Source organism: Mycobacterium sp. GA-1199 (assembly GCF_001500045.1).
In the GTDB taxonomy this organism is placed as follows: Bacteria; Actinomycetota; Actinomycetes; order Mycobacteriales; family Mycobacteriaceae; genus Mycobacterium.
Map to the genome: position 1 here is coordinate 103991 of NZ_LQIX01000055.1, position 24797 is coordinate 128787.

General features: G+C 65.9%; 22 protein-coding genes. 5 read left to right on the forward strand and 17 right to left on the reverse strand.

Annotated elements, in window-relative coordinates:
- Positions 1 to 6: 6 nt before the first annotated feature.
- From AU198_RS23990 to AU198_RS24015, 6 genes are all read right to left on the reverse strand, one after another.
- Positions 7 to 1458 (reverse strand): aldehyde dehydrogenase family protein, encoded by a 1452-nt coding sequence (locus AU198_RS23990; protein ID WP_064351202.1) that lies wholly within the window; start codon positions 1456 to 1458, stop codon positions 7 to 9.
- Between the two features lie 19 nt (positions 1459 to 1477).
- A complete protein-coding gene (locus AU198_RS23995) occupies positions 1478 to 2365 on the reverse strand; it encodes an SDR family oxidoreductase (RefSeq protein ID WP_064351203.1) in 888 nt (295 codons plus the stop codon).
- Positions 2366 to 2390: 25 nt separating this feature from the next.
- Positions 2391 to 3533: a spirocyclase AveC family protein gene (locus AU198_RS24000; RefSeq protein ID WP_064351084.1), complete on the reverse strand. Its 1143-nt coding sequence runs from the start codon at positions 3531 to 3533 to the stop codon at positions 2391 to 2393.
- A gap of 3 nt (positions 3534 to 3536) precedes the next feature.
- Positions 3537 to 4649, reverse strand: coding sequence for an ABC transporter substrate-binding protein (locus tag AU198_RS24005; RefSeq protein WP_064351085.1), 1113 nt, complete (start codon positions 4647 to 4649; stop codon positions 3537 to 3539).
- A gap of 62 nt (positions 4650 to 4711) precedes the next feature.
- A complete protein-coding gene (locus AU198_RS24010; protein ID WP_064351086.1) occupies positions 4712 to 5518 on the reverse strand; it encodes a CbbQ/NirQ/NorQ/GpvN family protein in 807 nt (268 codons plus the stop codon).
- Positions 5519 to 5574: 56 nt separating this feature from the next.
- Positions 5575 to 7272: a nitric oxide reductase activation protein NorD gene (locus AU198_RS24015; protein WP_064351087.1), complete on the reverse strand. Its 1698-nt coding sequence runs from the start codon at positions 7270 to 7272 to the stop codon at positions 5575 to 5577.
- A gap of 80 nt (positions 7273 to 7352) precedes the next feature.
- On the opposite strand from AU198_RS24015, the gene AU198_RS24020 reads away from it, so the two are divergent.
- From AU198_RS24020 to AU198_RS24035, 4 genes are all read left to right on the forward strand, one after another.
- Positions 7353 to 8282, forward strand: coding sequence for an SDR family NAD(P)-dependent oxidoreductase (locus AU198_RS24020; protein WP_064351204.1), 930 nt, complete (start codon positions 7353 to 7355; stop codon positions 8280 to 8282).
- Between the two features lie 88 nt (positions 8283 to 8370).
- Positions 8371 to 9018, forward strand: coding sequence for a nitroreductase family protein (locus tag AU198_RS24025; RefSeq protein WP_064351205.1), 648 nt, complete (start codon positions 8371 to 8373; stop codon positions 9016 to 9018).
- Positions 9015 to 9548 carry a nuclear transport factor 2 family protein gene (locus AU198_RS24030; RefSeq protein WP_231744768.1) on the forward strand — a complete coding sequence of 178 codons (534 nt, stop codon included), beginning with the start codon at positions 9015 to 9017 and terminating at the stop codon, positions 9546 to 9548. Before AU198_RS24025 ends, AU198_RS24030 begins: the two co-directional genes overlap by 4 nt.
- 141 nt (positions 9549 to 9689) lie before the next feature.
- Positions 9690 to 10979 carry a TetR/AcrR family transcriptional regulator gene (locus AU198_RS24035; protein ID WP_231744769.1) on the forward strand — a complete coding sequence of 430 codons (1290 nt, stop codon included), beginning with the start codon at positions 9690 to 9692 and terminating at the stop codon, positions 10977 to 10979.
- Between the two features lie 89 nt (positions 10980 to 11068).
- Here the strand turns inward: AU198_RS24035 and AU198_RS24040 are convergent, their stop codons facing one another.
- The 4 genes from AU198_RS24040 to AU198_RS24055 are packed head-to-tail and all read right to left on the reverse strand — an operon-like array spanning position 11069 to position 15313.
- Positions 11069 to 12265, reverse strand: coding sequence for a cytochrome P450 (locus AU198_RS24040; protein ID WP_064351089.1), 1197 nt, complete (start codon positions 12263 to 12265; stop codon positions 11069 to 11071).
- On the reverse strand, positions 12262 to 13251 hold the full coding sequence (locus tag AU198_RS24045) for an LLM class flavin-dependent oxidoreductase (RefSeq protein ID WP_064351090.1): 990 nt from the start codon (positions 13249 to 13251) through the stop codon (positions 12262 to 12264). The genes AU198_RS24040 and AU198_RS24045 overlap by 4 nt, the downstream gene beginning before the upstream one ends.
- A 6-nt stretch (positions 13252 to 13257) precedes the next feature.
- Positions 13258 to 14331 (reverse strand): NAD(P)H-dependent amine dehydrogenase family protein, encoded by a 1074-nt coding sequence (locus tag AU198_RS24050; RefSeq protein ID WP_064351091.1) that lies wholly within the window; start codon positions 14329 to 14331, stop codon positions 13258 to 13260.
- Between the two features lie 13 nt (positions 14332 to 14344).
- A complete protein-coding gene (locus AU198_RS24055) occupies positions 14345 to 15313 on the reverse strand; it encodes an LLM class flavin-dependent oxidoreductase (RefSeq protein WP_064351092.1) in 969 nt (322 codons plus the stop codon).
- 131 nt (positions 15314 to 15444) lie between these two features.
- Here AU198_RS24055 and AU198_RS24060 point away from each other — a divergent pair, with 131 nt between their 5' ends.
- Positions 15445 to 16557 (forward strand): NAD(P)H-dependent amine dehydrogenase family protein, encoded by a 1113-nt coding sequence (locus AU198_RS24060; protein ID WP_064351093.1) that lies wholly within the window; start codon positions 15445 to 15447, stop codon positions 16555 to 16557.
- Here AU198_RS24060 and AU198_RS24065 read toward each other — a convergent pair.
- From AU198_RS24065 to AU198_RS24095, 7 genes are read right to left on the reverse strand one after another with little or no spacing between them, the layout of a single operon-like run.
- Entirely contained in the window at positions 16535 to 17014 is a 480-nt protein-coding gene (locus AU198_RS24065) for an Rv2253/PknI dimerization domain-containing protein (protein ID WP_064351094.1), read from the reverse strand. The two genes, AU198_RS24060 and AU198_RS24065, sit on opposite strands and share 23 nt — an antisense overlap.
- The gene (locus tag AU198_RS24070) at positions 17011 to 18699 is read right to left on the reverse strand and encodes an MCE family protein (RefSeq protein WP_064351207.1); all 1689 of its coding nucleotides are present in this window, start codon (positions 18697 to 18699) and stop codon (positions 17011 to 17013) included. Before AU198_RS24070 ends, AU198_RS24065 begins: the two co-directional genes overlap by 4 nt.
- Positions 18699 to 19859 (reverse strand): MCE family protein, encoded by a 1161-nt coding sequence (locus AU198_RS24075; protein ID WP_064351095.1) that lies wholly within the window; start codon positions 19857 to 19859, stop codon positions 18699 to 18701. Before AU198_RS24075 ends, AU198_RS24070 begins: the two co-directional genes overlap by 1 nt.
- Complete coding sequence (locus AU198_RS24080) at positions 19856 to 21280, reverse strand: MCE family protein (RefSeq protein WP_064351208.1); 1425 nt, start codon at positions 21278 to 21280, stop codon at positions 19856 to 19858. Before AU198_RS24080 ends, AU198_RS24075 begins: the two co-directional genes overlap by 4 nt.
- Positions 21277 to 22377 carry an MCE family protein gene (locus AU198_RS24085; protein ID WP_064351096.1) on the reverse strand — a complete coding sequence of 367 codons (1101 nt, stop codon included), beginning with the start codon at positions 22375 to 22377 and terminating at the stop codon, positions 21277 to 21279. The genes AU198_RS24080 and AU198_RS24085 overlap by 4 nt, the downstream gene beginning before the upstream one ends.
- Positions 22377 to 23402, reverse strand: a complete 1026-nt coding sequence (locus AU198_RS24090; protein WP_064351097.1) for an MCE family protein — start codon at positions 23400 to 23402, stop codon at positions 22377 to 22379. The genes AU198_RS24085 and AU198_RS24090 overlap by 1 nt, the downstream gene beginning before the upstream one ends.
- Entirely contained in the window at positions 23399 to 24589 is a 1191-nt protein-coding gene (locus AU198_RS24095; protein WP_064351098.1) for an MCE family protein, read from the reverse strand. Before AU198_RS24095 ends, AU198_RS24090 begins: the two co-directional genes overlap by 4 nt.
- Positions 24590 to 24797 lie beyond the last annotated feature (208 nt).

The following is a 24797-nucleotide window of genomic DNA, read 5'->3' on the forward strand; positions in this document are numbered from 1 at the left end:
TTCTTCCTAGGAACCGGCCGGATAGGCGACGGACTTGATCTCGGTGTACTGGTCGAATCCCGCGACGCCGTTCTGGCGCCCGATGCCGCTGGCCTTGTATCCGCCGAACGGCGTGTCGGCGCCGTAGCCTGCGGTGCCGTTCAACCCGATGAACCCGGCACGAAGTCGCCTGGCCACCGACAGGGCGCGCTCCAGCGTTCCGGCCATCACGTTGCCCGCCAGTCCGTACGGGCTGTCGTTGGCGATGCGCACCGCGTCGTCCTCGTCGTCGAACGGGATCACCGAGAGCACCGGGCCGAAGATCTCCTCCTGGGCGATGGTCATCGAGTTGTCGACGTTGACGAAAAGCGTTGGCTTGACGAAGAACCCCTTGTCCATGCCGTCGGGGGCCTCGGATCCGCCGACGAGCAGGGTCGCGCCCTCCTCCACGCCCTTGTCGATGTATCCGCGGATCCGGCTGCGCTGTTTATCGGAGATGACCGGGCCGCACAGGGTCGCGGGATCCTGCGGATCGCCGGGTGCGACACCTTCGTAGATGCCCCTGAGGATCTCGACGCCTTCGTCGTAACGGGAACGCGGCAGCAGCAGCCGGGTGGGGTTGGCGCACCCCTGACCCGCGTGCATGCAGGGCGCGATGCCCATCATGCATCCCACCGCGAAGTCCGCGTCCTCGAGCACGATGGTCGCCGACTTGCCGCCCAGTTCGAGGAACAGCCGCTTCATCGTCGCGGCGCCCTTCTCCATGATGCGTCGGCCGACGACGGTGGAACCGGTGAACGAGATCAGGTCCACCTTCGGCGACAGGGTGAGTTCTTCGCCGACGAAGTGATCCGATGCGGTGACGACATTGACGACACCCGGTGGGATGTCGGTGTTCTCGGCGATGAGCCGGCCCAACCGGGTGGCGTTGTACGGGGTGTTCGGCGCCGGCTTGAGCACGACGGTGTTACCGGTACCGAGGGCCTGGCCGAGCTTCTGGATGGTGACCTCGAACGGGAAGTTCCACGGCACGATCGCACCGACCACGCCGACGGGTTCGCGCCAGACTTTGCGGGTGGTGTTGACCCCGGTAACCGATACCAGCGCGTCGCCCAGCGACGTCTCCCAGGGGTATTCGTCGATCAGCCGCGCCGGAAATTCCAGGGCGTCGGACAGCGGCGCATCGAGCTGCGGGCCGTGCGTGATCGCGCGCGGACAGCCCACCTCGAGGATGAGTTCCTCACGCAGCTCTTCCTGCTCGGACTCGATCGCCTCCTGCAACTGCAGCAGACACCGCTGCCGAAACGCATGATCCGTCGACCACTTCGTCTCGTCGAATGCTCGTCGCGCCGCGTCGATCGCGCGGTGCATATCGGCCTTCGAGGCATCGGCGACCTCGCCGAGCACCTCCTCGGTCGCGGGATTGATGTTGGTGAAAGTGCCCGCCTCACCGTCGACGAGCTTGCCGTCGATCATCATCTTCGATTCGAAGCGAACGTCAGCCATGGTCTCTGCTTCCTCGTAGCGTGCCGAATCGCGGGATGCCCATCATCAGCCGGATCATCTGGTGCAGTCCGGCAGAGGGGAACACCCGGTTGGCGATCAACAACATTCGTGCGTCGGGCCCTACCGACCGCTTCACGAACGGCTTGGAGCTGTCCAACGCCTTGGCCAGTCCGACCGCGAACTTCTCGGGCGATCGCGCGGCCATCCGCATGGCGGCCCGGCCACGCTTGTCCATCGTGCTGTGATGCGGCGCGTAGGGACCGTCCAGATCGCGGCAGTCGGTGGTCCCCGCATCGGTGATGATCTCGGTGTCGTAAGTGCCGGTGACCAGGATCGTGACACCGATGCCGAACGGCGCGACCTCTGCGGCCATCGACTCGCCCCAGCGCTCCAGCGCCCCCTTGACGGCCGAATACGGTGCCGTGGCGGGCATTCCGCGAACGCCGCCCTGACTCGACACCAACACGATGCGGCCGCGCCCCGCCTCACGCATGGACGGCAGCAACGCCTTGGTCAACGCGACGGGACCGAAGATGTTGGTTGCGAACATCTGCTCCCACAGGCTCAACGGCGTCTCCTCGACCATGCCGGCCGCAGAGATCCCCGCGTTGTGCACCACGGCGTAAGGCGCACCGACGGCGTCTTCGATGGACTTCGCGGCCGCCTCTATCGACGCGGTGTCGGTCAGGTCGAGCGGAACGCCGATCAGGTTGGGGTCCTCCGGCGCGGCGCCGGTCGTCTCACGCAGGCGTTGCAGGCCGGCATCGACGGACCGCATCGCGGCAATAACCCGCCAGCCCTGCCGGTACAGGTGAGACGCCGATGCCAGCCCCAGCCCTCGGGAGGCGCCCGTGATGACGACGCTGCGCTCGTTACTCATCGTCTGCTCTGCGCGCAAGCGCTCATCACCCATTGGCGTTTTCCGGTGCACACCGGTCGCTCTTCTCACCCAGTTCCACCTCCGGACGCCCGTCGGGCTGTCCGCTCATCCAGGTCGACATGATCCCGACCGAGTACGGACCCGGTTGGCCGTTCGCTTCGTAAAATCCCTGTGGGTCATAGACCTTCACTTCCGGATACGGCCAGGGGCACGCCACCGAGGTGGAGATCTTGGTTGCCTTCACGATCGCGAACAGCCCGCCGTAGCAGAAATAGGCGATGTTGATGATCACGAACATCACGATGAACGTGCCCAGCCTGGGCCTCGAGGAGAAGATGCGGGCCCGCTGAGCGAGCTTCTCCGCAACTGACTTACCGGTGTCGTCGCGGTAGAGCAGCACACCTGCGGGGATCATCACGAACGTCACCGCCACCACTTCCCAGATCAACGGGAACTGATAGGTATCTCCGGTGAACACCGATGCCCACGGCGGCACCTGCGAATAGATGTACATGCCGGTGCGCACCAGGGTGATCTCCAGCGCCGCGTCCACGACCACGCCGATCGGGAAGATGATGGCTGCCAGGCTGATCAGCGGGTGACGCCAGACGAACGAGTCAACGGGCCTGCGGGCCTGCAGTTTCCGCAGGATCCAGATGGCCGGGAAGTACGGCCCGAGGTAGAACATCACGTAGCCGAGAACCACGAAAGGTTCGACAGTCGGTGACAGTGACACCAGCGGCCAGTCCTCGGGCAGGTGCGCCAGTTCGGGGTTGTAGACGGCGAACGGTGACCAGTTCATGATCGGGTCTTGCCACACGATCAACGAGGTGACCAACGCCATCAGCAGCGTCGGGTTGTGTGGGTTACGCCGCCAGTGCACCACCCACAGCGTGATGATGACGGCCATCGTGACGACGGTGAAGGTCTCCAGGATCACCACCCAGGTGGACGTGCTCCACCCGAACAGCACCTCGACGGGTCGCGGTGTCCCCTCGACATCGGGATTGGCGATCCGCGGTGAACCCGGCCCCTTGCGGGTGTTGACGGCGAAGAAGACCGCGATGGCGAGGAGCACGGCCACCGAGATCGTCGGCCCGAGCCAGTTGCGCTTCGGTGCTTCGGCGGTCGTAGCCGTGCGATCGGCCTTCGGTGTTTCAGTGGTCACGGGTTACTCCTCACCAAAGCGGTCGACGAGATGCGAGTTGACGCCGTCGGAGTCGAGCCTTCGGGCGACGAGGTATCCGGCGCCCATCCAGGCTCGCCGCGTCCAGTTGCCGAACGAGACACGGGTGCCCGGCGCACCCGCGGCCGCGGGCATCATCTTGACGCGTTCCAGCGCCTCCTTGACACCCCGCGGACTAAGCGGATGAGCGTCTGCGCACGCACGTAGCAGAGCCGAGGCGACATCACAATTCACAACGGGCACGCAGTATTCCGGTCGGCGGCCGAACTTGTCCTGGTACTTGTCGAGGAACCGCTGACCGACGGGGTTGCCCTCGTCGTACTGGTCGACGCCCGTCCAGCCCATGAACGCGTTCCACATGATGGGGTTGATCCACGCGTTCTGGAACGCCGTACTGGTGAACCGCGGTGGATCCCAACCGAGTTCTTCCAGTGCCGGGTTGACGAACACGATGCCGAATCCGAAACCGGCGTGCACCACGGCGTGTGCCTTGGCTTCATACAGGGTGCGCACGGCTTCCGAGACGTCCTGGGCCGTCTGCGCGATCGCGGCTTCGGCGACGATCCGGATCCCCTTGCGCCGGCACGCCGTCCGAAAGTTCTTCACGTACGTCTCGCCGACCAGTGACTGCTCCATGAGGACGCCGACCTCGTGGTGCCCGCCCTTGGCCAGAAGATCTGCCCAGAAGATCGGCTCGTCGGTCAAAGACCCCTGCGGAAACGCGAATGTCCACTCCCCCAGCCAGGCGTCACTGCCCGTGACGCTGAGTGCGGGCACGCGGAAACGCTCCTCGATGGCCTCGCGGGTCGGCACGCAGTTGTCGGTGATGTGCGGGCCGAACACCGCGAGACACCCCTCGTCGACGAGCTCGCCGTATGCGTCGATCACTGCCTTGACCGAACCCTTCGGCAGCCCCTCGACCTCTTTGTAGATGATCTCGATGGGGCGGTCGATCACGCCGTTCTCCACCGCCTCGGCGAAGATCAGCTCGAAGGGATTGGACAGGTCTTCCTTCATCTCCTGCGGGTACAGGTCGGGCAGTTTGAAGTCCATGAGGTACCCGAACTTGATTGGTTCCGCGGTGCTCTCGTAGGACATGCCACCTCCGTCGATATGAAACCTAAGATTTGTTCAGACACTAATCACGGTCGTGATAGGCGTCAATCGTCTGGCCGCGAGTCGCCCAAGTACGCGTCGATCATCTCGAGCAGGCCGCGGGTGACGGTCGCGTCGTCGGTGAGCGGACCCGCGATCGCGGCGCGTGCGGCGTCACGCGGCGTCAATCCCTCGGCGATCAGCCGGCCCGCCGCGATCAGGACCCGCGTCGACGCGACCTCACGGAGCCCACCCGTCTCCAACCGCCGGATCGCATGGCCGAGGCGGACGAGTCCCGCCGCGCGCTCGTGGTCGATGGCCGCTTCGCTGGCAACGATCTTCTCCTCGACATCGGCTGTGGGGAAGCCGAAGTCGATCGCGACCATCCGCTGGCGCGTGGAGTCCTTGAGATCCTTCAGCACGCTCTGGTAGCCGGGGTTGTAGGAGACCACCAGGCAGAACCCCGGTGCCGCGTCCAGCGTTATGCCCAACCGTTCGATCGGCAGTTGCCTGCGGTGGTCGGCCAGCGGATGCAGCACGACGGTGGTGTCCTGGCGGGCCTCCACGACCTCGTCGAGATAGCAGATCGCACCCTCCCGGACCGCATGAGTCAGAGGTCCGTCGACCCACTCGGTGTCACCACCGCGCAGAAGAAAGCGGCCGACGAGGTCGGCGGTGGTCAAGTCGTCATGACAGGCGACGGTGACCAGCGGTCGGTCCAGGTCGTATGCCATCGCCTCGACGAACCGCGTCTTGCCGCACCCCGTCGGACCCTTCAGCGCGATCGACAGGCCCTGCTGGTATGCGGCCTTGAAGACCTGCTCCTCGTTCGCGACGGGCACGTAGTAAGGGCGCGGCGGCTTCACCTGCATGGCTTCCCTTCGGTCTGCCTGATCTCAAGGACACTAGCGCGGAACAGATGTTTGGTTCAAGCTTTGGTCGGTGTTGACATCCGCCGACGCAGGTCCGCGGTTCGCAGCGCCGAGCGGAACAACGGACCGATCACGTCGGCCAACTGCGCGGGCTTCGGAATGGACGCATGCGCGGCACTGCCGAACACCCTGGCCAGCTCGCCTGAGTCGGTGGCCGCCCCAATGGTCAAACACAAGCAGCCGATACCCTCGCGGCGCGCCTCGCCCAGTGCCTTTCGTACGTCGGCCGCACCGTACAGCCGTTCGTAGCCGTGGTCGTAGGCCAGGCCGTCGGACAGCACGACCAGCAGGCGACGCGACGTGCCGGCCTTCTCCCTCATCACCGCGCTACCGTGACGGATCGCGGCCCCCAGCCGTGAATAGGCGCCCGCGGTCAGGCTGCCCAGACGCCGCATGACCATCGCGTCGAGGTGGTCGCCGAAGCGCTTGACCGGCATCAGATTGACCGATGAGCGGCCTTGGGACTGAAATGCGTACAGCGCCACGCGGTCTCCGAGTTCGTGCAGCGCGATCGTCAGCGCCGCAGCGGCCGCCCGCTGCTGCTCGTGCACGGTCTGACCGAACGTTCCCGCCTCCCCGGCCGATCCGGAGATATCGAGGAGGATGAGCACCGCCAGGTCCCGTCGCCTACGCAGGTTGTCGAGGTAGACGGCCTCGTCCGGGGTGGAACCCGCCAGCGTTTCCACGCGCGCCTCGACCGCGGCGTCGACGTCGATGTCGTCACCCTGGGTCTGCCGGTGGCATCGGTCGAGCCCGATGCCCAGACGGGTCAGCGGCCGCCGCAACGCGTGAACATCCGGACGTGCCAGCGTTCGTCCCTCCTCGATGGGGGCCTCGATCTCGAGCACCGTGCACCAGTCCGCTCGGTAGCAGCGCCGTTGGAAGTCCCACTCGGGATATGTGCGTCCCTCGGTGTCGGAAGCATCCCAGCCGTCGGCGTCCGCCGCCCCGGCCGCGCCCGACGTCACTGCGCCCGCTCCGCGAAGTCCTTTGCGGGAGCGATGGGTTGGCGTGTCGGCGCCGGGCGTGCCGCCGCCGGCGAGTTTCCGCACGCTCTTGGTCATACGTTTCAGGAGCTTGCCGAGTGCACCGCCTCCGCCGACGGGGCTCGAGAAGGGGTCGATCGCATCCTCGCCGTCGGCATCATCATCGTCGTCGAGCTGGGCCAACTCTCTGTTCGATTCGCGGCGCGGGAGATGCCCGCCGGCCGGTTCCACATGCGCGGCGAGGGCGCGCGCCGCCAACAGCTTCTGCGCTTTGATCACGCCGAAGCCCGCGGGCGGATCGGAGATGTCACGGTGCTCCCCCGCCAGCTTCAGCGAGCCGACAGCGGAATCCGCGCGGGCCGCCAGTTCGCAGTCGAGGAGCGAACGGACGCGCGACGGCAGGAGGTCGTCGTTCACCGACAGCGCACGCTGGCCCTCGACCGCGAGATACCGGCGCGCCAGCGCTGGACGCCGGACGAGTTTGCGCACCACGTCCGGGTCCAACCCGCCACTGGCCAGAAGCGACGCCTGCACCGTGACCGACTCGAGTTGGCGGTGCGCACCGGCTGATGCGTCGACGAACACCGTGACGCCGTCGGTCCACGCCGGTTCGCCCGCAGCGGCCGGCGCAACCGCTATCGTGCGGCCGGCCAGGGCCGAGGCCAGCAGCGCCAAGCGCTTGGGATCGTCGGCGTCATCGCTCGTCATCGAGCGCGACCTTTCTCGTTGACCAAATATCTGTTCCAACGTAGAGTCCGGCCGGACCGCCGTCAATCACCGGAGGGATGATGATCGATTTCACCGGCCAGGTCGCCGTGGTCACCGGGGCGGGTCGCGGGCTCGGCCGTGTCTATGCGCTCGAGTTGGCAAGGCGCGGTTCGTCGGTCGTCGTCAACGATCTCGGCGGAACCATGCACGGTGACGGGGAGGACACGGCGGTCGCCGATCAGGTGGTCGACGAGATCACCGCATCCGGCGGCACGGCCATCGCGTCCTACGACTCGGTGGACAGCCCGGCGGGCGGTGAGGCGATCGTGCGGAGCGCAGTCGACGCGTTCGGCCGGCTCGACGCGGTGATCAGCAACGCGGGCATTTTCAACTCCATCGCGTTCGACGAATTGACACCCGACGACTGGCGACGGATGCTCTCCGTCCATCTCGACGGCGCGTTCTACCTGTCACAGCCCGCCTACCGAGCGATGAAGGCGCAGGGCTACGGCCGATTCGTGTTCATCGCGTCGTCCGCGGGAATGTTCGGCCAGCATCTGGAGGCGCATTACGCCGCGGCCAAAGCCGGCATCATCGGCCTGACCAATGTCATCGCGCTCGAAGGTGAACCGCACGGAATCCGCGCCAACACCGTGCTGCCCTTCGGAATCTCCCGGATGGTCACCGAAACGCTGGCCGACCCGAAAGCCCTCGAGGACAACGGTTTCTTCGCCGCCATCCGTCCCGAGCTCGTCACTCCGCTTGTGGTGTACCTGGCCAGTCGGGCGTGCGACGTCAGCCATCAGAACTTCTCCGCCTGTGCGGGCCGGTTCGCCAGGGTCTTCATCGGGCTGGGCGAGGGCTGGCTGGCACCACGGGACGGTGATCCGACGGCCGAGGACATCGCCGGTCACCTCGACACGGTCGCCGCCACCGAGCCGTTCACCATTCCGGGATCGATTTACGACGAAGTGTTCGCGGTGACCCGGCGCCTCGGCGTCACCGGCTGACATTCTTTCCGACCGACCCTCGGCATCATTGACCAAAAATCTGTTCCACATTATCTTCGGCACGAAGCCCCAGCACAAGGAGCCCCCAATCGATATCGAGCAACTCCTCACGACGACCAGGTCGGCGCGAAAGTCACTCGACCTCGACGCCCCCGTGGATCGCGATGTGGTCGGAGAGTGTCTTCGGATCGGGATGCACGCCCCCAACGGCTCGAATCAACAGAGTTGGCGATGGGTGGCCGTTTTCGACGAGAGGCTCCGTGCCCGGCTGGCCGAACTCTATCGGAATGCCTATCTGCAGAAAGTCGGCGGCCAGTTGATCGCCGACCTGCTGCCTCCCGACACACCCGGCAAGAAGATCATGTCCTCGACCGAGTGGCTTGTCGAGAACATGGCGAAGGTCCCGCTTCTCGTAATCCCCTGCTACGAACCGTATCTGCCACGCGCCGACGGCGACGAGTCCTTCTACCAGGCCACGCTGTACGGTTCGATTTTCCCCGCTGTCTGGAACTTCGCGCTCGCACTTCACACGCGCGGCTACGGAACGTGCGTGACGACGTTGCATCTGACTTACGAAGAAGCGGTGCGCGAGCTGCTCGACATTCCGGAAAGTTACGTACAGGGCTGCCTGCTTCCGGTCGGCCGGCTGCGACCCGGCGTCAGGTTCCGCCCGGCGGAACGACGACCGCTCTCCGAGGTGGTCGCCGTGGACACCTGGGAGGGGACAGCGCTGTGAACGAGAGACTGCAGGAACTGTGCGACCGCGCGGACATCTTCGACTGTATGCAGCGGTACGCGCGCGGGATGGATCGACGCGACCGCGAATTGGTGCGTTCGGCCTACCACGACGGCGCCATCGACGAGCACATCGGGTTCGTCGGCCCCGTCGACCAATTCATCGATTGGGCATTCGCGTACCACGAGACGCAGACCCGCTACCAGCACTACCTGGTGAACCACACCGCGGACATCGCGGGCGATCAGGCCCACGCCGAAACCTACTATCTGTTCGTCGGCACCGACCGCGCCCCGGCGAACCATCTGACCGTCAACGGAGGCCGCTACATCGACCGGCTCGAGCGCCGCGACGGCCGGTGGGCCATCGCCGCACGGGTGTGCGTCGTGGAATGGCACACCGAAGGGACGACGCTGATCACCGACGAGACCATGGGATTTCTCGCCGATATCCTCAGCGTCGCACACGACCGCACCGACATCTCCTACGAGCGCCCGCTGAACCCCGTTCGCTCCCCGTCCAGCTCGTGACCGAGCGATACCGCAATCCCCGCTTTCACCTCGAGCGACACTGTGCACTGGCGCGGTTCTGGTAGCGTTAACCAAACTTTGGGTCGGTTCGACCAAACAGGTGGACGGGAGCCTGGCGTTGGAGGTGCTGTGGGGCGTCGTGTGACGCCGAAGGCCGACCTCGCGAAGCACGCAGGCCACTCCTATGACGACGGCACCCGGCGGACCGAGATCCTGCAGACAGCGGCGTCGTTGATCGCCACGTCTGGGCTGCGGACGTCTCTTCAGGAGATCGCCGACGCCGCAGGCATCCTGCCGGGCAGCCTCTATCACCATTTCGAATCCAAGGAAGCGATCCTCGTCGAGTTGCTTCGGCGCTACCACGAGGATCTCGATCGCATCGCCGACCAAGCCCTCAATCGGCTCGACGATCCCGCACCGCTGTCCGCGTTCGACCGGATCGTGGAGCTGGGCGCCGCGATCGCCCAGTGCGCGGTGACCCACAGCGCCGCACTGCAGATGACGTTCTACGAAACACCGACCTCGAACCCCGAACTGGCCGCGCTGGCCCAGCAGCGCCCGGCCAAGATCCTCGAAGCGATGGTGCAGACGCTGCGTGCCGCGCGGTGGAGTGGTTATCTGCGACCCGACGTCGACTTGCCCATCCTGGCCGACCGGATCGTGCAGTCGATGCGCCAGGTCGGACTCGACGTCATTCGGCACAGCGCCGGCGCCGACAAGGTCGCGGCCACGCTGTGCCGGATCCTGCTGGAAGGGCTCGCCACCGTCCCGCTCAGCGACGCCGAACTCGATCGCTCCCCCGCGTTCATCGCCGCCGACGACGCCGTGAAGTCGTGGATCGAGGAGGAGGAGAACGCGACCAACGACAAAGCCGCACACGTGCGCGCGGTCGCACGAGCCGAGTTCGGGCGAAAAGGGTACGAGGTCACCACGATCCGAGACATCGCATCGGCTGCGGGCCTCGGCACCGGAACGGTGTACCGCCTGATCGGGTCGAAAGAGGAACTACTGGCCTCGATCATGCAGTCGTTCGGCGAGAAGGTCGCCGAGGTGGGATGGACCAGCGTGCTGCGGTCCGACTCGTCGGCCGTCGAGAAGCTCGATGCGCTGAGCTGGATCCACACCAACGCCCTCGCCCACTTCGGCGACGAGTTCCGGATCCAGCTGGCATGGATGCGGCAGTCCCCTCCGGACACTCCGAACATCGCATGGCTGTTCACCAAACGCGTTCGCCAGATGAAATCCCTACTCACCGCCGGGATTCGGTCCGGTGAGATCGCGGTCGACGCACCGTCGAACGAGACGCTGGCACGCGTCGTCATCGGGGTGTCGTGGATCCCGGAGAACCTCCTCCACGATCTGGGCCCCCGGGCGTCGCAAATCCATGTGCGCGACACCCTGCTGCGCGGAGTCACTACCCGCTCGGTCTGACGGGCGCAACTCTGCGCGAGCGCTCACCCTGGTACGCCTTGGGGCTCCGAACCGTACAACGATGCGCGCTCGCAACCCCAGTGGCCGCGTCAGCCGACGGTGATCGGCAGCTTGCCCCACCCTCGCACGCTGGAGGTGTGAGCCATGGCGGCGTCGGCGTAGTCGACCTCCCACTCGGGCCACCGGCGCAGCATCTCCTCGAGCGCGACCCTGGCCTGCATCCTGGCCAGCGACGAGCCGAGGCAGAAGTGCAACCCCTGTCCGAACGACAGGTGTGACCCGCCGCGATGGATGTCGAAACTCTCGCCATCGGGATAACGCCGCTCGTCCCGGTTGGCAGAACCGTTGAGCAACAACATCACCGAACCCTCGGCAATCGTCTGCCCGTAAGCCTCGGTGTCCCGAGCGACATATCGGGCCTGTACCGGCGACGGCGCCTGATAGCGCAACACCTCCTCGATCGCCTTCGGGATCAACGAGAAATCGTCGACGAGTTCGCGTCGCTGATCGGGGTGCTCGGCGAGCATCTGGGCGATGAAACCGATCAGCCTGGTCGTCGTCTCGTTACCGGCGCCGGCGATCATGGATGTGTAGGTCAGCACCTCGATGCGCGACAACGGCCGCAGCCGGCCATCGTCCTCGACCTCGGCGTTGAGCAACTGCGTCATCAGATCGTCCGACGGATGCTCGGCCCGCCATTCGATGTAGTCGGCGAACAGCTGATAGGCGTTCTCGAACGTCGCAGCCGAAACCGCCTGAAAACTACCCTCTTTCAGGCCAATCGACGCGTCGGTGTTGTCGCGGATCTGCTGCTGGCCCTGCTCGGGTATGCCCAGCAGGTAGCCGATCGTCCGCATCGGGATCAGTGCCCCGAACTCACCGATCACGTCGAAACGGGAGGCGCCCGCGAGGGAGTCGAGCGCGCGCACGCAGAACTGGCGCACCAGGTCTTCGATGGCCTCCATCCGGCGCGGTGTGAAGACCTTCGACAGCACCCGTCGGTGAATATCGTGAAGCGGCGGATCCTCGAACAGAATCACCCCGGGCGGGACGTCGACACCGCTCATGATGACGTCCATCGTGGTGCCCTTGCCAGAACGGTATGTCTCCCAGTCGTGCAGGCCCTTGGCGACATCGTCGTAGCGGCTCAGCGCGTAGAAGTTGTACTTCTCGTTGTAGTACAGCGGCGCCTCGTCGCGCATCCGCTTCCAGATCGGGTACGGATCGTCGTCGATGTCGAAATCGAACGGGTCGTAGTACAGGTCGACGGTGTTCGTGTCGGTCATTGGTTGCTCCCTTTTGTCATGGTCAGGTTCGCGATCACGTCGCCGGCACGCCTCAGGTATGGCCAAGCGATCTCAGATGGAATACCGCCGCACAGCGGTGAGAGGTTGAGGAGCCCACCACCTGACACGATTTCGATCGCCTCGGTGGTGCCGATGATCCGGTGCGAGGTGTAGGCGTTACGCAGCTCTTCCACATCGTGCGCGGCCGAGATCCCCGCGGAGGCGCGGTTGCCTGGGTTCCACTGCGCATACATCCGGGCATCGTGTAGCAGGTACGCGCCGATTTCGTCCCACGCGGCGTCGACGTCGTCGGCAACGAAGGTCACCGTCGGGGTGTCGGGTGGCGGCAACAACACGCCGCCGGGCTCGTGCCCGTGCTCTCGCGACGCGGTCTCATACGCCTCCCGCATGCCGGGCACGCTGCCATTGGCCAGAAGTCCCAGACCATAACGGCCGGCCCGCCGCGCCGCCGCAAGGCTCGCACCGCCCCACATCATCGTGGGCCCGCCGGGTGTGGACGGCGGCGGTGACACCATGATTCGACGGTTGTCGTGAACGGTGGGTCGGCCGCTCAGCAGCGACCTCAGCAGCGCGAGGTTCTCGTCAGCCAACGCGCCCCGGCGCGACCGCTCGAGTCCGAAGTGTTCGAACTCCTCGGGCCGGTAACCCAGCCCGAACACGTACGATGCCCGGCCGTTGCACAGAATGTCGAGCACCGCAATGTCTTCGGCCAACCGGACAGGATCGTAGAACGGCAGGATCAGCACCACGTTGAGCAACAACCGCTCGGTGCGGGCCGCGATCGCCGATGCCAAGATCAGGGGCGCAGGCAGATACCCGTCTTCGGAGCCGTGGTGCTCGCACAGGATCGCCGCCACACAACCGTGTTGCTCGGCCCACGCCGACATGTCGATCGCCGCCGCGTACAGGTCCGTCGTCGGCGCACCGAAGCTCGGCGCGCGCATGTCGAAGCGTATCGAGAACACCGATGATCACCCGAAAGCGTGCCGGGGCAACGTGTTCGGCAGGTCAAGCGAGCTCAACAGACCGGCGGGTGCCGCCACGACATAGGGAATCGCGTTGACCACACGCATCGCCGTGGCGGCCATCGCGGCGTGCCCCGCACCGTGGCCCTCGGCGGCGCCGACGTTCATCGCGCAGTGAATGTCGGGATCACCGTCGATGTCGACGCGGTAGGTGGCGTCGAACTCCGAGGACAGCCAGTCCGGCGCCACATCACGCGCCATCCGGATGATGTGCTGGACGACGATGGCTTCCCTGCCGTTGACCACGCCCGCGGCACGGGTGCTCACCGCTCCGCACGTCCCGGCCTTGATCGTGCCGAACGCCACCTCGATGTCGCGTTCCGTCACGCGACGGTCGAGGGTCCCGCGGACTTCCTCGACCTCGACGCCTAGACCCGCCGCGATCAGGTGGATCGGTGCCCGCCAGGCCATTTCGATGAATCCCGGTGTCTTCAGAAGAGGTTCGAAATCGAGCGGATGGCCGAAGCCCATGCCGTTCATCATCACGTCGGCGACCGGGTAGTGGTCGTTGAGCGCGACCTCGGTGACGGTCAGGCACCGAATCCGCTTCGACTGCGTGGCAAGGACCAATGCGAGTTGATCGGAGCCGAAGCCGGGAAAGATCCCCGAGGCGTAGAACGATGCGCCGCCTTTCTTCGCCGCCTGTTCCATCTGGTCGCGCCACTCGGGTGAGTAGTAGGCGGGCGGATAGACCAGCGTCGTCGACGACGTCGACACGACGTTGATCCCGGCTTCGAGGAGTTTCAGGTAATCGGGCACCGCTCCCGCATCGCGTTCGGGCCCGCTCGCGGCATACACGACGCAGTCTGGCTGCAGCGCGACCAACGCGTCGGCGTCGCTGGTTGCGCTCACCCCGATCGGCTCGCCACCGGCCAGCTCCCCGGCGTCCTTGCCGATCTTGTCCTCGGAGTGCACCCACACCCCCACCAGCTCGAGGTCCGGTCGGCTGCGGATCGCGTCGATGGCGATTGACCCGACTCCGCCCGTCGCCCAGACCACGGTTCTCAGCGGCGTTGTCACGAATCCTCCTGTCTCAGGTTGACGCGCTCACCTGTGCGGCGCGCTCGAGATAGGGCCAAGCCAGATCTGGCGGTAGGCCGCCGCACAGGGGAAGCAGCGGTAGCGGTCTGCCGCTCTGGGCGTACTCGGCGGCCTCCTCGGATGTGAAGATGCGGTAGGGCCCACCGGCCTCCCGTAGCTCGGACACGGTCTGCGCCGTCGAGATACTCGCCACCGAATCGTCGCCGTGCCGGTAGGAGGCGGCCATCACCGCGTCGTGCAGCAGGTGCGGTCCCAGCTCGCGCCATGCGCGATCCACATCGTCGGCGACGAAGACGGTCGTCGGTGCCCCCTCGGCGGGGAATTGCATGAGGCCGGGTTCGAATCCGTTGTTGCGACACTCGGTTTCGTAGAACTGTTTCAACTCGTCCGAGGCGATCTGGGAGATGAAGCCCAGCCCGTGCCGCGCGGCGCGCCGGGCGGCGGCCTTGCTGCCTCCGGCGATCAACATGTATGGCCCGCCGGGAGAAGCAGGAGGCGGCGTCACCTGAACGCGGCGCCCGTCGATATCGACCGACTCCCCGGTCAGCAGTCGCCGCAGCAGCCCCAGTGACTCATCGGCTACGGCGCCCCGCCTGCGTGTGTCCACACCGAAATGCTCGTACTCTTCGGCGCGGTGGCCGATGCCGAACGCATAGGAGACGCGGCCGCGACTGATGATGTCGAGGACGGCGATGTTCTCGGCCAGGCGCACGGGGTCCCAGAAGGTGATGGGCACGGCGGCCAACAAAATGGCCAGGCGGGTGGTTCGCGCGGCAATCGCGGACGCCAATAGGTGCGGCGACGGCAGGGGGCCGTCCTCGGTTCCGTGATGTTCGGAGAGTACGACGACCACCGCGCCGCGCGTCTCGGCCCACTCGCACATCTGCAGAGCGGCCGCATACAGCTCGGTGGTGGGCGCGCCGGCCGCGGGCGCGCGCATGTCGAAACGGAGCGTGAACATCAGCGCCGCAGCAAGGCCGAAGGATTCACGACGTCTGACTCTAACCTAATTTTTGTTCTGGTTTCCATTAATAGTGGATGCTATTGTCAGCGCTGGCTCTGTCGCCATGTCGCGCTCTCCGAGGAGGATCGATGTCCGGAGACAAGCACCGCGTCGTGGTCTGGTCGACCGGCGGGATCGGGTCCATCGCGATCCGCGCGATCTCCCAGCGGCCCGACCTGGATCTCGTCGGGGTCTGGGTGCACTCCCCCGACAAGGACGGTAAGGACGCCGGTGAACTCGCCAACGGACAACCGATCGGGTTGGCCACCACCACCGATGCGGACGCGCTGATCGCGCTGAAACCCGACTGCGTCGTCTACGCGGCCAGCGGGCCCGAACGCGATGCGCTCGCCATCCCGGACTACGTGAAGCTGCTCAGCTCCGGCATCAACGTGGTGACCACCAGCACCACCCACCTGGTCAACCCGCACGCCTACGAACCGGCCGAGTGGCGCGACCAACTGGCCGCGGCGGCCAAGGAGGGCCGGGTCTCCTTGTACGCCTCGGGTATCGAACCGGGATTCGTCGCCGACTACCTACCGCTGGTGTTGAGCACACAGTCCTCGCAGATTGAGAAGATCCACGCCTACGAGATCGGTCTCTATGACGACTACGGCGTTCCCGACATCATGAGCGACGCTTTGGGATTCGGGCGGCCGCTCGACTACCAGCCGTGGATTTCGTTTCCCGGCGCCATCGCCGGCGAATGGCAGGGGCAGATCCGCATGGTCGCCGAGGCCCTGGGCGTCGAGGTGCAGGAGGTCCGCGAGACGTTCGACCGCGCGGTGACGGAGCGGACGCTCGAGGTGGCGATGGGCACCGTCGAGGCGGGCACGTGCGGCGCCCTGCGCATGCAGGCAATCGGCATCGTCGACGGGCGGGAGGCGATCGTGATCGAACATGTCACCCGCTTGGCCCCCGACGTGGCCCCCGAGTGGCCGAGACTGCCGGACGCGCTCGGCTACCGCATCGTCATCACCGGCCAGCCCGACATCGAATGCACGATGGCGGCGACCGTCCGCGACCGCAAGGATGCGGCGATCGAAAGCATGACCTCAGGCGCCGGAGCGATGGTCGCGACGGCGATGCGTGTCATCAACGCGATCCCGTACGTCGTTGCGGCACAACCGGGTCTGCTCAGTTCGGTCGACCTGCCGCTGACGATCCCTCGGCACGCATTCAACCCACGCGGGTCAGCGTGAACGGCATCTCGATATCAAGCACCTTGTTGAATCCGCAGGCGCCGCTGGGCCCTTCGGTCTTGTCCCACCCGACGTACTTGTTGGGGTCCGGCGGGTAGCCGAGCCAGAACACCCACGCCTGCTTGCCCGGGTAGGCGGTACCGTCGATGCAGGGTTCCCAGTCCGGGACGGTCCTGCTGACCTTCCACCGGCCGCTCATGTACACCGCTTCCGCACTCCAGCCCTGGTCGCTGTCGACCCGCCCGGTGCAGTCCTGATACGTCGTACACGTCGAGGTGATGGTCCAGGTCTGCGTGACGCTGGCCTCGTCGTGCCGCGAGTCGTTGGTCGTCGCCCATCGGCCGTCGGAGAACGCGGTGAAGACGCCGTTGATCGCGACCTCGTTCTGCGCCTGTGCGTGCGGCGCGAAGTGGATCGCGGCAATGATCGTCGCCGCGATCGTCAACGCCCGGATCATTGCGCCCCTCCCTCGTAGACCAACTCCTGCCATGACTTCGGGCTCTGCACGAGATCGGTTTGGCGACCGACGTTTCCGTCCGGCGTCGCATACCGACCCGTCTGGGGGTCGTAGTGCGCGATGGCGACGGACGGTCCCTCCGTAGGACCGGTGGTAACCGAACTCGGCGTCGCGGGCGCCGCCCCCGACGGCGGCGGGCCCTGCGGCGGCGCGCTGTGTGGAGTCACCGCCGGCGGGTCAGGCGCCACCCCCTGCTGGTCCACCTGCTGCGACACCAGGGGCGGTATCGCGTTCGGCGGCAAGGACGGCATCTGTGCGCCGGACGCCGGCGGCGGAGGCGGGATCGGCGGCAGTGGACCCCGCGGCATCGCGCCGGGCGGAAGCGGCGTGCCTTCGAGCGGGGCGAAAAGGTTCTCGTCAGCCGTGACCCGGTCGTCGGGCGGCACACCCTGTGAGATGAGGTTCGGGTCGATCGGATACGCCCCCACAGTGTGCTGACGCATCGCCAGCGGTTCGTAGGGTTTGTCGCTGTAGCACTGCTCGACGGTGGGCGCCCGCTTCCCGGGAACCCCCATGCACGGCGCGTTGCGTGCGCCCCGCACGACGATCGGCGAGTCCTGCGGCAGCTTGCAGTAGATCCCGTCCGGCGTGTCGATCGTGGTCTGATCGTCCGGGCTCCGCCATTGCGAGGGCGGAAGGAAGCCGACGGTGCACGGGTTGGGGTCCGCCATCTGAATACGGAAGTCACCCAGGGCGATACCTGTGGGATTGTTCTGGGGAGCCGACGACTGCACGTTGGCCACGAACGGCGGTAACAGCACAAGCACCTGCTCCAGCGACGGCCGATAGGTCACTGCCACCTGACCGATGGTGATCATGTTGGCCAACAGCACCGGCAGGGTCGGCTTGACCCGCGCGAGCAGCCCGGAGACCTCGTTCGCCGCTGCGGGGGCCTCCTCCAACAGTGTGCGGATCTGCGGGTCGTCGGCGACGACCTGTCCGGTGATGCCCGCAAGGCTCCGTGCCCACAGGCGCAGCGCGTCGGTCGAGCGGGCCTGCGAATCCAGAAGCGGCACCGAATCTTCGGCCAACCTCGCGGAGCGGGACGCGTCCTCGTTCAGGGCTTCCGAGAGCGTGGCCGATGAATCCACCAGCGAACCCATGTCGAAACCGGCCCCACTGAACGCTTTGTACGATTCGTCGATCAACTCGGTCAGCCGGCCTGTGGGGATGCTCGCGATCAGGGTGTTCACCTGCTCCAGCATCGGGCTCACCGGTTGCGGGATCGTGGTGTCGGCCATCGAGATCACCGAGCCGTCTTCCAGGTACGGTGCGGAGTCGGTGCGCGGGAGTAGTTCGACGTACTGTTCGCCGACGGCGGAGACGCTGCGCACTTCGGCCTGTAGATCGGCCGGAATCTTCGGTGACGTGTCGAGGCGGAGCGTCGCGGTGGCCCGCGTGCGGGTTACGTCCATCTCGGTGACCTTGCCTACCTGCACGCCGCGATAGGTGACGTTGGCGAATCGGTAGAGCCCGCCGGACGAGGGCAACTCCAGTGTGACGGTGATCTTCCCGATGCCCAGCAGGGTGGGCACCTGCATGTAGGCGAACACCATCGCGACCACACCGATGATCGACGCGATCGAGAAGATCACGAGCTGGATGCGCACCATCCGCGGCAACATCAGCCACCACCGCCCGGCTCCCATGGGGCGGGTGCAGTATTCGGGATCGGGCCGAAGGGCGGCGAGGTGCCCACGCCCAGAGGGAATTTGGTGTAGTACGAGTCGTACCCGGGATCACCCGGCGCGGGAATCAACGATGCGCGATTCTGCCCGAGCGCGGTACCGAGCAGCAATCCACGCTTGAGCCGCGCGTTCGTCCAGTCCACCGTGACGAACAGATTCACGTAATCACCGCGCACCCCGCGGTCGATCAGGTTCTGGCTCAACGGGAACGTCGGCAGAGAGGCCAGCGCCGTGCCGATCTCTGCGCCCACGTCGGCGAGTGCGCGCAACGTCGGCTCCAGGTTCTGCAGATTCGTGACGAGGTCGGCTTGAGTGTCGTTGATCAGCCCGGAGACCGTATCGCTGAACTGCCCCAACCGGTTCAGTGCGGTGGTGAAGTTGGGCCGTTCGCGGATCAGGACGTCGAGCGCGGGCGGGATCTTGTCGAGCGCGCGGGTGAGCACCCGCTGTTCATCACCCAGCCGTTGCGAGAACCTGTTCAGCTCGTCGATGGTCGCGATGATGTTGTCGCGCTGTTGGTACAGGGTCCCGACGAAGGTGTCCAGTCGGGCGATCAGGTCGCGCACGGTTCCCTGTCGCCCCGACAGCGCGGTGTTGAAATTGGCGATGATGTCACCGATCTGGCCGAGTCCCCCACCGTTGACCACCGCCGCCAGTGACGACAGCGTCTGTTCCGTCGACGGGTAGGTCGACGTCTTGTCGAGACCGATCGTGGCGCCCGGACGAAGCCTGCCGGTCGGCTTCTGACCCGGCGGCGGGTCCAGCGCCACGTGCATGGAGCCCAGGAGACTGGTCTGGCCGACCGTGGCAACGGCGTTGGCGGGCACCGCGACGTCGGGTTTGACGGAGATCTCGAGGTCGATGTGCCAGCCGTGCAACGTCATCCTGCCCACACTGCCGACCACCACATCGTCGACCATCACCGGCGAATTCGATTCCAGCGTCCCGACGTTCGCGAGCTCGACGTGGTAGACGCTGGCGTCCGGCCCCCGGCCCACCGCCCCCGGCAGCGGCAACGAATTCACCCCTTGGAACGAGCACCCGGTGAGCGTCAGCAGCAGGGTCAGCCCTGTGGCCACGGTACGACGGCCGATCATGACGGTTCTCCGACGTGCGGAACCGGATGCGCCCCCGCCGGCAATGCCGGCGGTGCCTGCGGGTCGGGCTGCTCGGCGGGCAGCAGCATGTCCTGCAGGCTCGCCGGACCGGGTGATGCGGGTGCAGCGACTGGTGCGGGCGGGATGCCAGGCGGTGGCGGTGGTGCTCCCCATCCCGGAGGCGGCGGTATGTCGCCGATTCCCGTGTAGGCCGACACCGCGGGTGGGGGCTCAGGCTGATCGTCGGGGGGCCCACCCGCACCGGGCATCAACTCCGGTTCCGAATACCGCAGCATGTACGGCGGCGGGTTCGACGTCAGGAACAGGCTGAACGGGAACGGCACATTGTTGATGCTCGCTGTGCGCAGGCCGGGCCCGAGGTACTGCGAGCACAGCTTGCCGGTGGTCGGCGAGGTGACGTTCTGCAGCGCTCCGATCATGCCGCAGAACGCCCACACCGGATTCGACAGGTTGTTGAGCACGAACACGCCGCTGGCGGCCCCGGTGCGCGGATCGAACATGTTGACCGCGTTGGCGATCGAGTGCGGCGCGATGTGCAGGACATTTTCCAGCGCCATGCGGTTGTCGACGAGGTTCTGCGTGACGTTTGCCAGTCGCTGGATCTGTTCGGCGGTCTGGTCGCGCGTACCCCGGATGAACCGGGTCGTCTCGCCGACGACGTCGGACAGATTCCTCAATGCGGCGTCGAGATCGGATCGGCTGTCGTCGACCACGCTTGTCAACGTCGCGAACCTGTCCTGGAACTGCACGATCTGCTCGTTACTGTCGCGCAACGCGGAGACGAACGCCTGCAGGTGGTTGATGGTGTCGACGATGTTGCCGCTTCCGTCGGCGAGTATGCGACCGACTCCGGAGAGCTGCGCAAGCGTTTGACGCAGTTTGTCGCCGTTGCCGTCGAGCGCGTTGGCCGCGCTGTCGATGAACCTGCCGACTGAACCGGTCGACATGCCCTCGGCGGGGCCGAGGTCCGTCGCCAGGCGCATCAGCTGCTCTTTGACCTCGTTCCATTCGACCGGAACCGCTGTGCGGTCCAACGGGATCACGGCGCCGTCGGCCATCGCGGGTCCGGATTCGTAGGCGGGCGTCAGCTGAACGTATCGCGCCGAGACCAGGTTCTGGGCGACGATCACCGCCTTCGCGTCAGCGGGCACCTTGATGCCATGGTCGAGGGCCAGCCTCATCTCCGCCTGGGTGCCGAGCGGTTTGATCGACTCGATCGAACCCACCTTGACCCCGGCGATTCTCACCTCGTCACCGGGGTAGATGGCGGTGGCCGTGGTGAACTGGGCGGTGATGGTCGTGGGCCGGAACACGGTCTGCCGGATCACGACCACGACCCCGCCAACGAGCACCACCGCGAGTGCGACCGCGAGTGCACGCTTCACCCAGGCGCTGTTCATCGGCCCGGCCCCCACTGCTCGTGGGGCATCGGAATTCCGTTGTAGGGGAACGGAAGCTCGGCGCGCGGTCCGGCGTTGTCGGGCGGCTGGCCGGCGTTGACCCCGCGCCGGAACCCGAACGCGTAATCGAAGAACGGCTGGAAGATCTCGGCGAAGAAGATGTTGGGGATGTAGGCCTGGTAGTACGGGCCGTTACCGATCGTCTCACCCAACGTGATCTGGAACTTCGCCAGCCCGGGAAGCGCCTTGGCGATGTTGTCGCGGTTGCGCTCCAGGATCTCGGTGACGCCGTTGAGCTTCTCCAACGTGGGGGCGAGCTCCTTCTCGTTGTCGGCGATGAGGCCGGACAGCTGCTGGGACAGCGCCGAGGTGTGCGCGAGCAGTTCGACGATGGCGTAGCGCCGCGCCGACAGCACCGACACAAGGTCGTTGGCGTTGAGGATCAGCGTGTTCACCTGCTGGCTGCGGTCCGACAGGATCTCGGTGACGTCGGCGCCGTTCTCGAGCAGGTCCCCCAGCGTTTCGTCACGGTCGTTGATCGCCTTGGACACCCGGGTCAACCCGTCGAATGCCGGGCCCAGCTGCGGTGCAACCTGGTCCAGGGTCGCGGACAAGGTGTCCAACGACTGGTTCAACGATGCGGTGTCGATGCCCGCGGTATTGCTCGTCAGCTCGCTGACCGCCTCGGTCAACGAATACGGGGATGCGGTGCGCGACACGGGGATTACATCCATCGGGTGCAGCGACCCCTCGCCCTTGGATTCCAGGGTGACGACCCGCTCACCGAGCAGGGTTCCGGTCCGGATGTGTGCGGTGGTGTCCGATCCCAGCGCTACCGAGCCGTCGACCACCATCGTCACCAATGCGTTGCGTCCTTGGAGCGCAACTCTGGAGACGGTACCCACCTTGATGCCCGAGATCGTCACGTCGTTGCCCGCTGCCAGCCCCCCGGCGTCGGTGAACTGCGCCTGATACCGCACCGCGGTCGCCCATGACACCAGTCGTTCCGGAGCGAGCCCGACGGCGATGACGAGGATGATCAGCACCACGCCGAGGATCCCGGCGCGGATGAGTTGCCTGCCACGGTATTTCAGCATCAGGGTTCGGTGCACCTCCCGTTTTCCTGCTTGATCCATGGGAAGACGGCGGTGCGGCCTTGCAGGTCGGTCACGCGCCACTTCAGCTCGCAGATGTAGTAATTGAAGAAGCTGCCGTACGACCCGGTCCGGATCAGTTTGCGATAGTTCTCCGGCGCCTTCTGCAGGCTCGTGTCGATCCGGTCCTTCTGGAAGTCGAGATTGGTGGCCAGCCGGGCGAGTTCGTCGACGGTGCCCGCCAGCGGTGCGCGCGCATCGCTGAGGAGATCGGCCACCGACGCCGATCCATTGTTCAGCGACTCGATCGCGGTGCCGATCGGGTCACGTTCCGCTGCCAGCTCCGTGACGAGCTTCTCCAAGCGGTCGATCGTCCCCGAAAACTTGTCGCCCTCCCGATTCAGGGTGACAAGCAGCGTGCGGAGATTGTCGATCAGCGCCTGAATCGTCTGGTTGTGCTCGGCAAGCGCCGTGGTGAACCCGGAGGTGTTGTTCAGCAGAGACTGCAAGGTGCCGCCCTGCCCCTGGAAGATCTGGATGAGGGACGCCGACAGCGCGTTCACATCTTCTGGATTCAGCCCCCGGATAACGGGTTTGAGCCCGCCGAGCAGGAGGTCGAGGTCGAGTGCGCCCTGCGTCCGCTCCGAGGGGATCTCAGAACCGGGCGCAAGCGGCGTTCCGTCCGGTCCCTCGATCAGTTCCAGGTATCGGTCGCCGACCAGGTTCAGGTACCGGACCGCCGCCCGTGTACCGGTGGTCATGCGCACATTTGGGTCGGCGTCGAAGCTGACCAACACCGTCTTGTCCGGACGGAGTTTGACACCGTTGACCGTTCCGACCCGCATCCCGGCGACCCGCACGGACTGTCCGGTCTTCAGCCGGGAGGCGTCGGCGAACACCGCCGTGTAATCCTTGGTGCTGCCGGTCTGGTACTGACCGAAGATGAAGAACAGCGACGCGGTCAGCAACGTCATCACGAGGGCGAAGAGCCCGAACTTGATCAGGGTCGGCCGCAGCGAGCGCCTCATCCGGGCATCCCGATCTGTGCTGTATTGCGGGGCGGCCCAGCGGTTTCGGTGTCGGGAAACATGATCTGCTTGATGATGTCGGCGTTGAGGATGATGCCCGGGTAGGTGCGTCGCCACGGATTGGTTCCGGTATCGGCCACGACATACGGGGCGACGGTCTCAAACGGCAGCTTCGGCAGTCCGGTGCACTGCGGACCGCCCTCGGCACCGGCCTTGGGCAGATCCAGGGGGTAGCGGTACCGCTCCTGGGCCCACAGGAAGCCGGCCAGCACCTCGACGCCCGGCGCTTTCAACGGTGGGAGGTGCGACGCCTCGACAATGCCGGCCAGCGCACACCACAGCGCCTGGTTGTACTCGTTGGTCAATGCCGTGGTCGGGACCAATAGCCGCGCGACGTCCGTCAGCGATTGACGGTTGTGACCGATCACCTCGTTGCCGACGTCGGCCAGCCCGATCACGCTGACGAGCGCCGCGTCGAGGTCGTCCTGTTTGTCGACGATGGATTCGCTGATGCTTGCCGCGTTGTCAGCGATCGACACGAAATCCCCTGTCGCGTCGGCATATGCGCGCAGCACGCCCGGAGCCAGTTCCAGGTCGCGGTTCAGCGCGGGCAGGCTGGGTTCCAGCGTCGCGAGGTACGAATCGAGGTCCGAGAGCATCTGGCCGAACTTCTGCCCCCGGCCGGAAACGGCCTGCGCGATCGCACCGAGGGTGGCATTCAGCTTCGCCGGCTCGATCGTGGACAGCACCGAGGTCAGCTGCTCGAACACGGTGTTCACCTCGACCATGACATGCTGAGCCTCGATCACCTGACCCGCGCGCAGCGATTGCGGTGACGGATCGTCGGGGAAGACGAATTGCACTTGCTTGGCGCCGAAGACCGTCGGTGACGCGATGTCGACCAGTGCGTTGGCCGGAACGGCGTCGAGGCGTGAGGGATCCATAGCCAGATGCAGCGCCGCCTCACCGCTGGGAAGTGATTCGATCGATGCGACGCGGCCCACCTGGACGCCGCGGACTTGGACCTTGGCATCCGGATTCATGACCAGGCCGGCGCGCTGCGAGATCACCGTCACCGGAACGGTATCGGCGAAGTCACCCCGAAACAGGCTCGCCGCCAACGCGAACACCGCCACGACCCCGACGATCGAGGCCAATCCGACGAGTGGGCGCAGCAGATAGCGCATCACCGATCGCTCCCGCGCTCATACCCGAGGTGTCCCGCACCGCACCCCGTCGGTCGGTATGACAAGCCCGCTTCCCCCCCAGTGTGCGATCCAGGACGGTGCAGGACTTTACGCCGGAACATATCTTTGGGTCAATCGCTCCCGTTATCAAGCGGAAATTCTTGGTCGCAGATCCTCCTTCAATCAGCCAGAAGGCTGATAAATGTTT

Bases quoted from the DNA above. Each gene is read 5' to 3' on its own strand.
- AU198_RS23990 (WP_064351202.1), bottom strand. From the start codon at position 1,458: ATGATGATCGACGGCAAGCTCGTCGACGGTGAGGCGGGCACTTTCACC.
- AU198_RS23995 (WP_064351203.1), bottom strand. From the start codon at position 2,365: ATGAGTAACGAGCGCAGCGTCGTCATCACGGGCGCCTCCCGAGGGCTG.
- AU198_RS24005 (WP_064351085.1), bottom strand. From the start codon at position 4,649: ATGTCCTACGAGAGCACCGCGGAACCAATCAAGTTCGGGTACCTCATG.
- AU198_RS24010 (WP_064351086.1), bottom strand. From the start codon at position 5,518: ATGCAGGTGAAGCCGCCGCGCCCTTACTACGTGCCCGTCGCGAACGAG.
- AU198_RS24015 (WP_064351087.1), bottom strand. From the start codon at position 7,272: ATGACGAGCGATGACGCCGACGATCCCAAGCGCTTGGCGCTGCTGGCC.
- AU198_RS24020 (WP_064351204.1), top strand. From the start codon at position 7,353: ATGATCGATTTCACCGGCCAGGTCGCCGTGGTCACCGGGGCGGGTCGC.
- AU198_RS24040 (WP_064351089.1), bottom strand. From the start codon at position 12,265: ATGACCGACACGAACACCGTCGACCTGTACTACGACCCGTTCGATTTC.
- AU198_RS24055 (WP_064351092.1), bottom strand. From the start codon at position 15,313: ATGTTCACGCTCCGTTTCGACATGCGCGCGCCCGCGGCCGGCGCGCCC.
- AU198_RS24060 (WP_064351093.1), top strand. From the start codon at position 15,445: ATGTCCGGAGACAAGCACCGCGTCGTGGTCTGGTCGACCGGCGGGATC.
- AU198_RS24065 (WP_064351094.1), bottom strand. From the start codon at position 17,014: ATGATCCGGGCGTTGACGATCGCGGCGACGATCATTGCCGCGATCCAC.
- AU198_RS24070 (WP_064351207.1), bottom strand. From the start codon at position 18,699: ATGTTGCCGCGGATGGTGCGCATCCAGCTCGTGATCTTCTCGATCGCG.
- AU198_RS24075 (WP_064351095.1), bottom strand. From the start codon at position 19,859: ATGATCGGCCGTCGTACCGTGGCCACAGGGCTGACCCTGCTGCTGACG.
- AU198_RS24080 (WP_064351208.1), bottom strand. From the start codon at position 21,280: ATGAACAGCGCCTGGGTGAAGCGTGCACTCGCGGTCGCACTCGCGGTG.
- AU198_RS24085 (WP_064351096.1), bottom strand. From the start codon at position 22,377: ATGCTGAAATACCGTGGCAGGCAACTCATCCGCGCCGGGATCCTCGGC.
- AU198_RS24090 (WP_064351097.1), bottom strand. From the start codon at position 23,402: ATGAGGCGCTCGCTGCGGCCGACCCTGATCAAGTTCGGGCTCTTCGCC.
- AU198_RS24095 (WP_064351098.1), bottom strand. From the start codon at position 24,589: ATGCGCTATCTGCTGCGCCCACTCGTCGGATTGGCCTCGATCGTCGGG.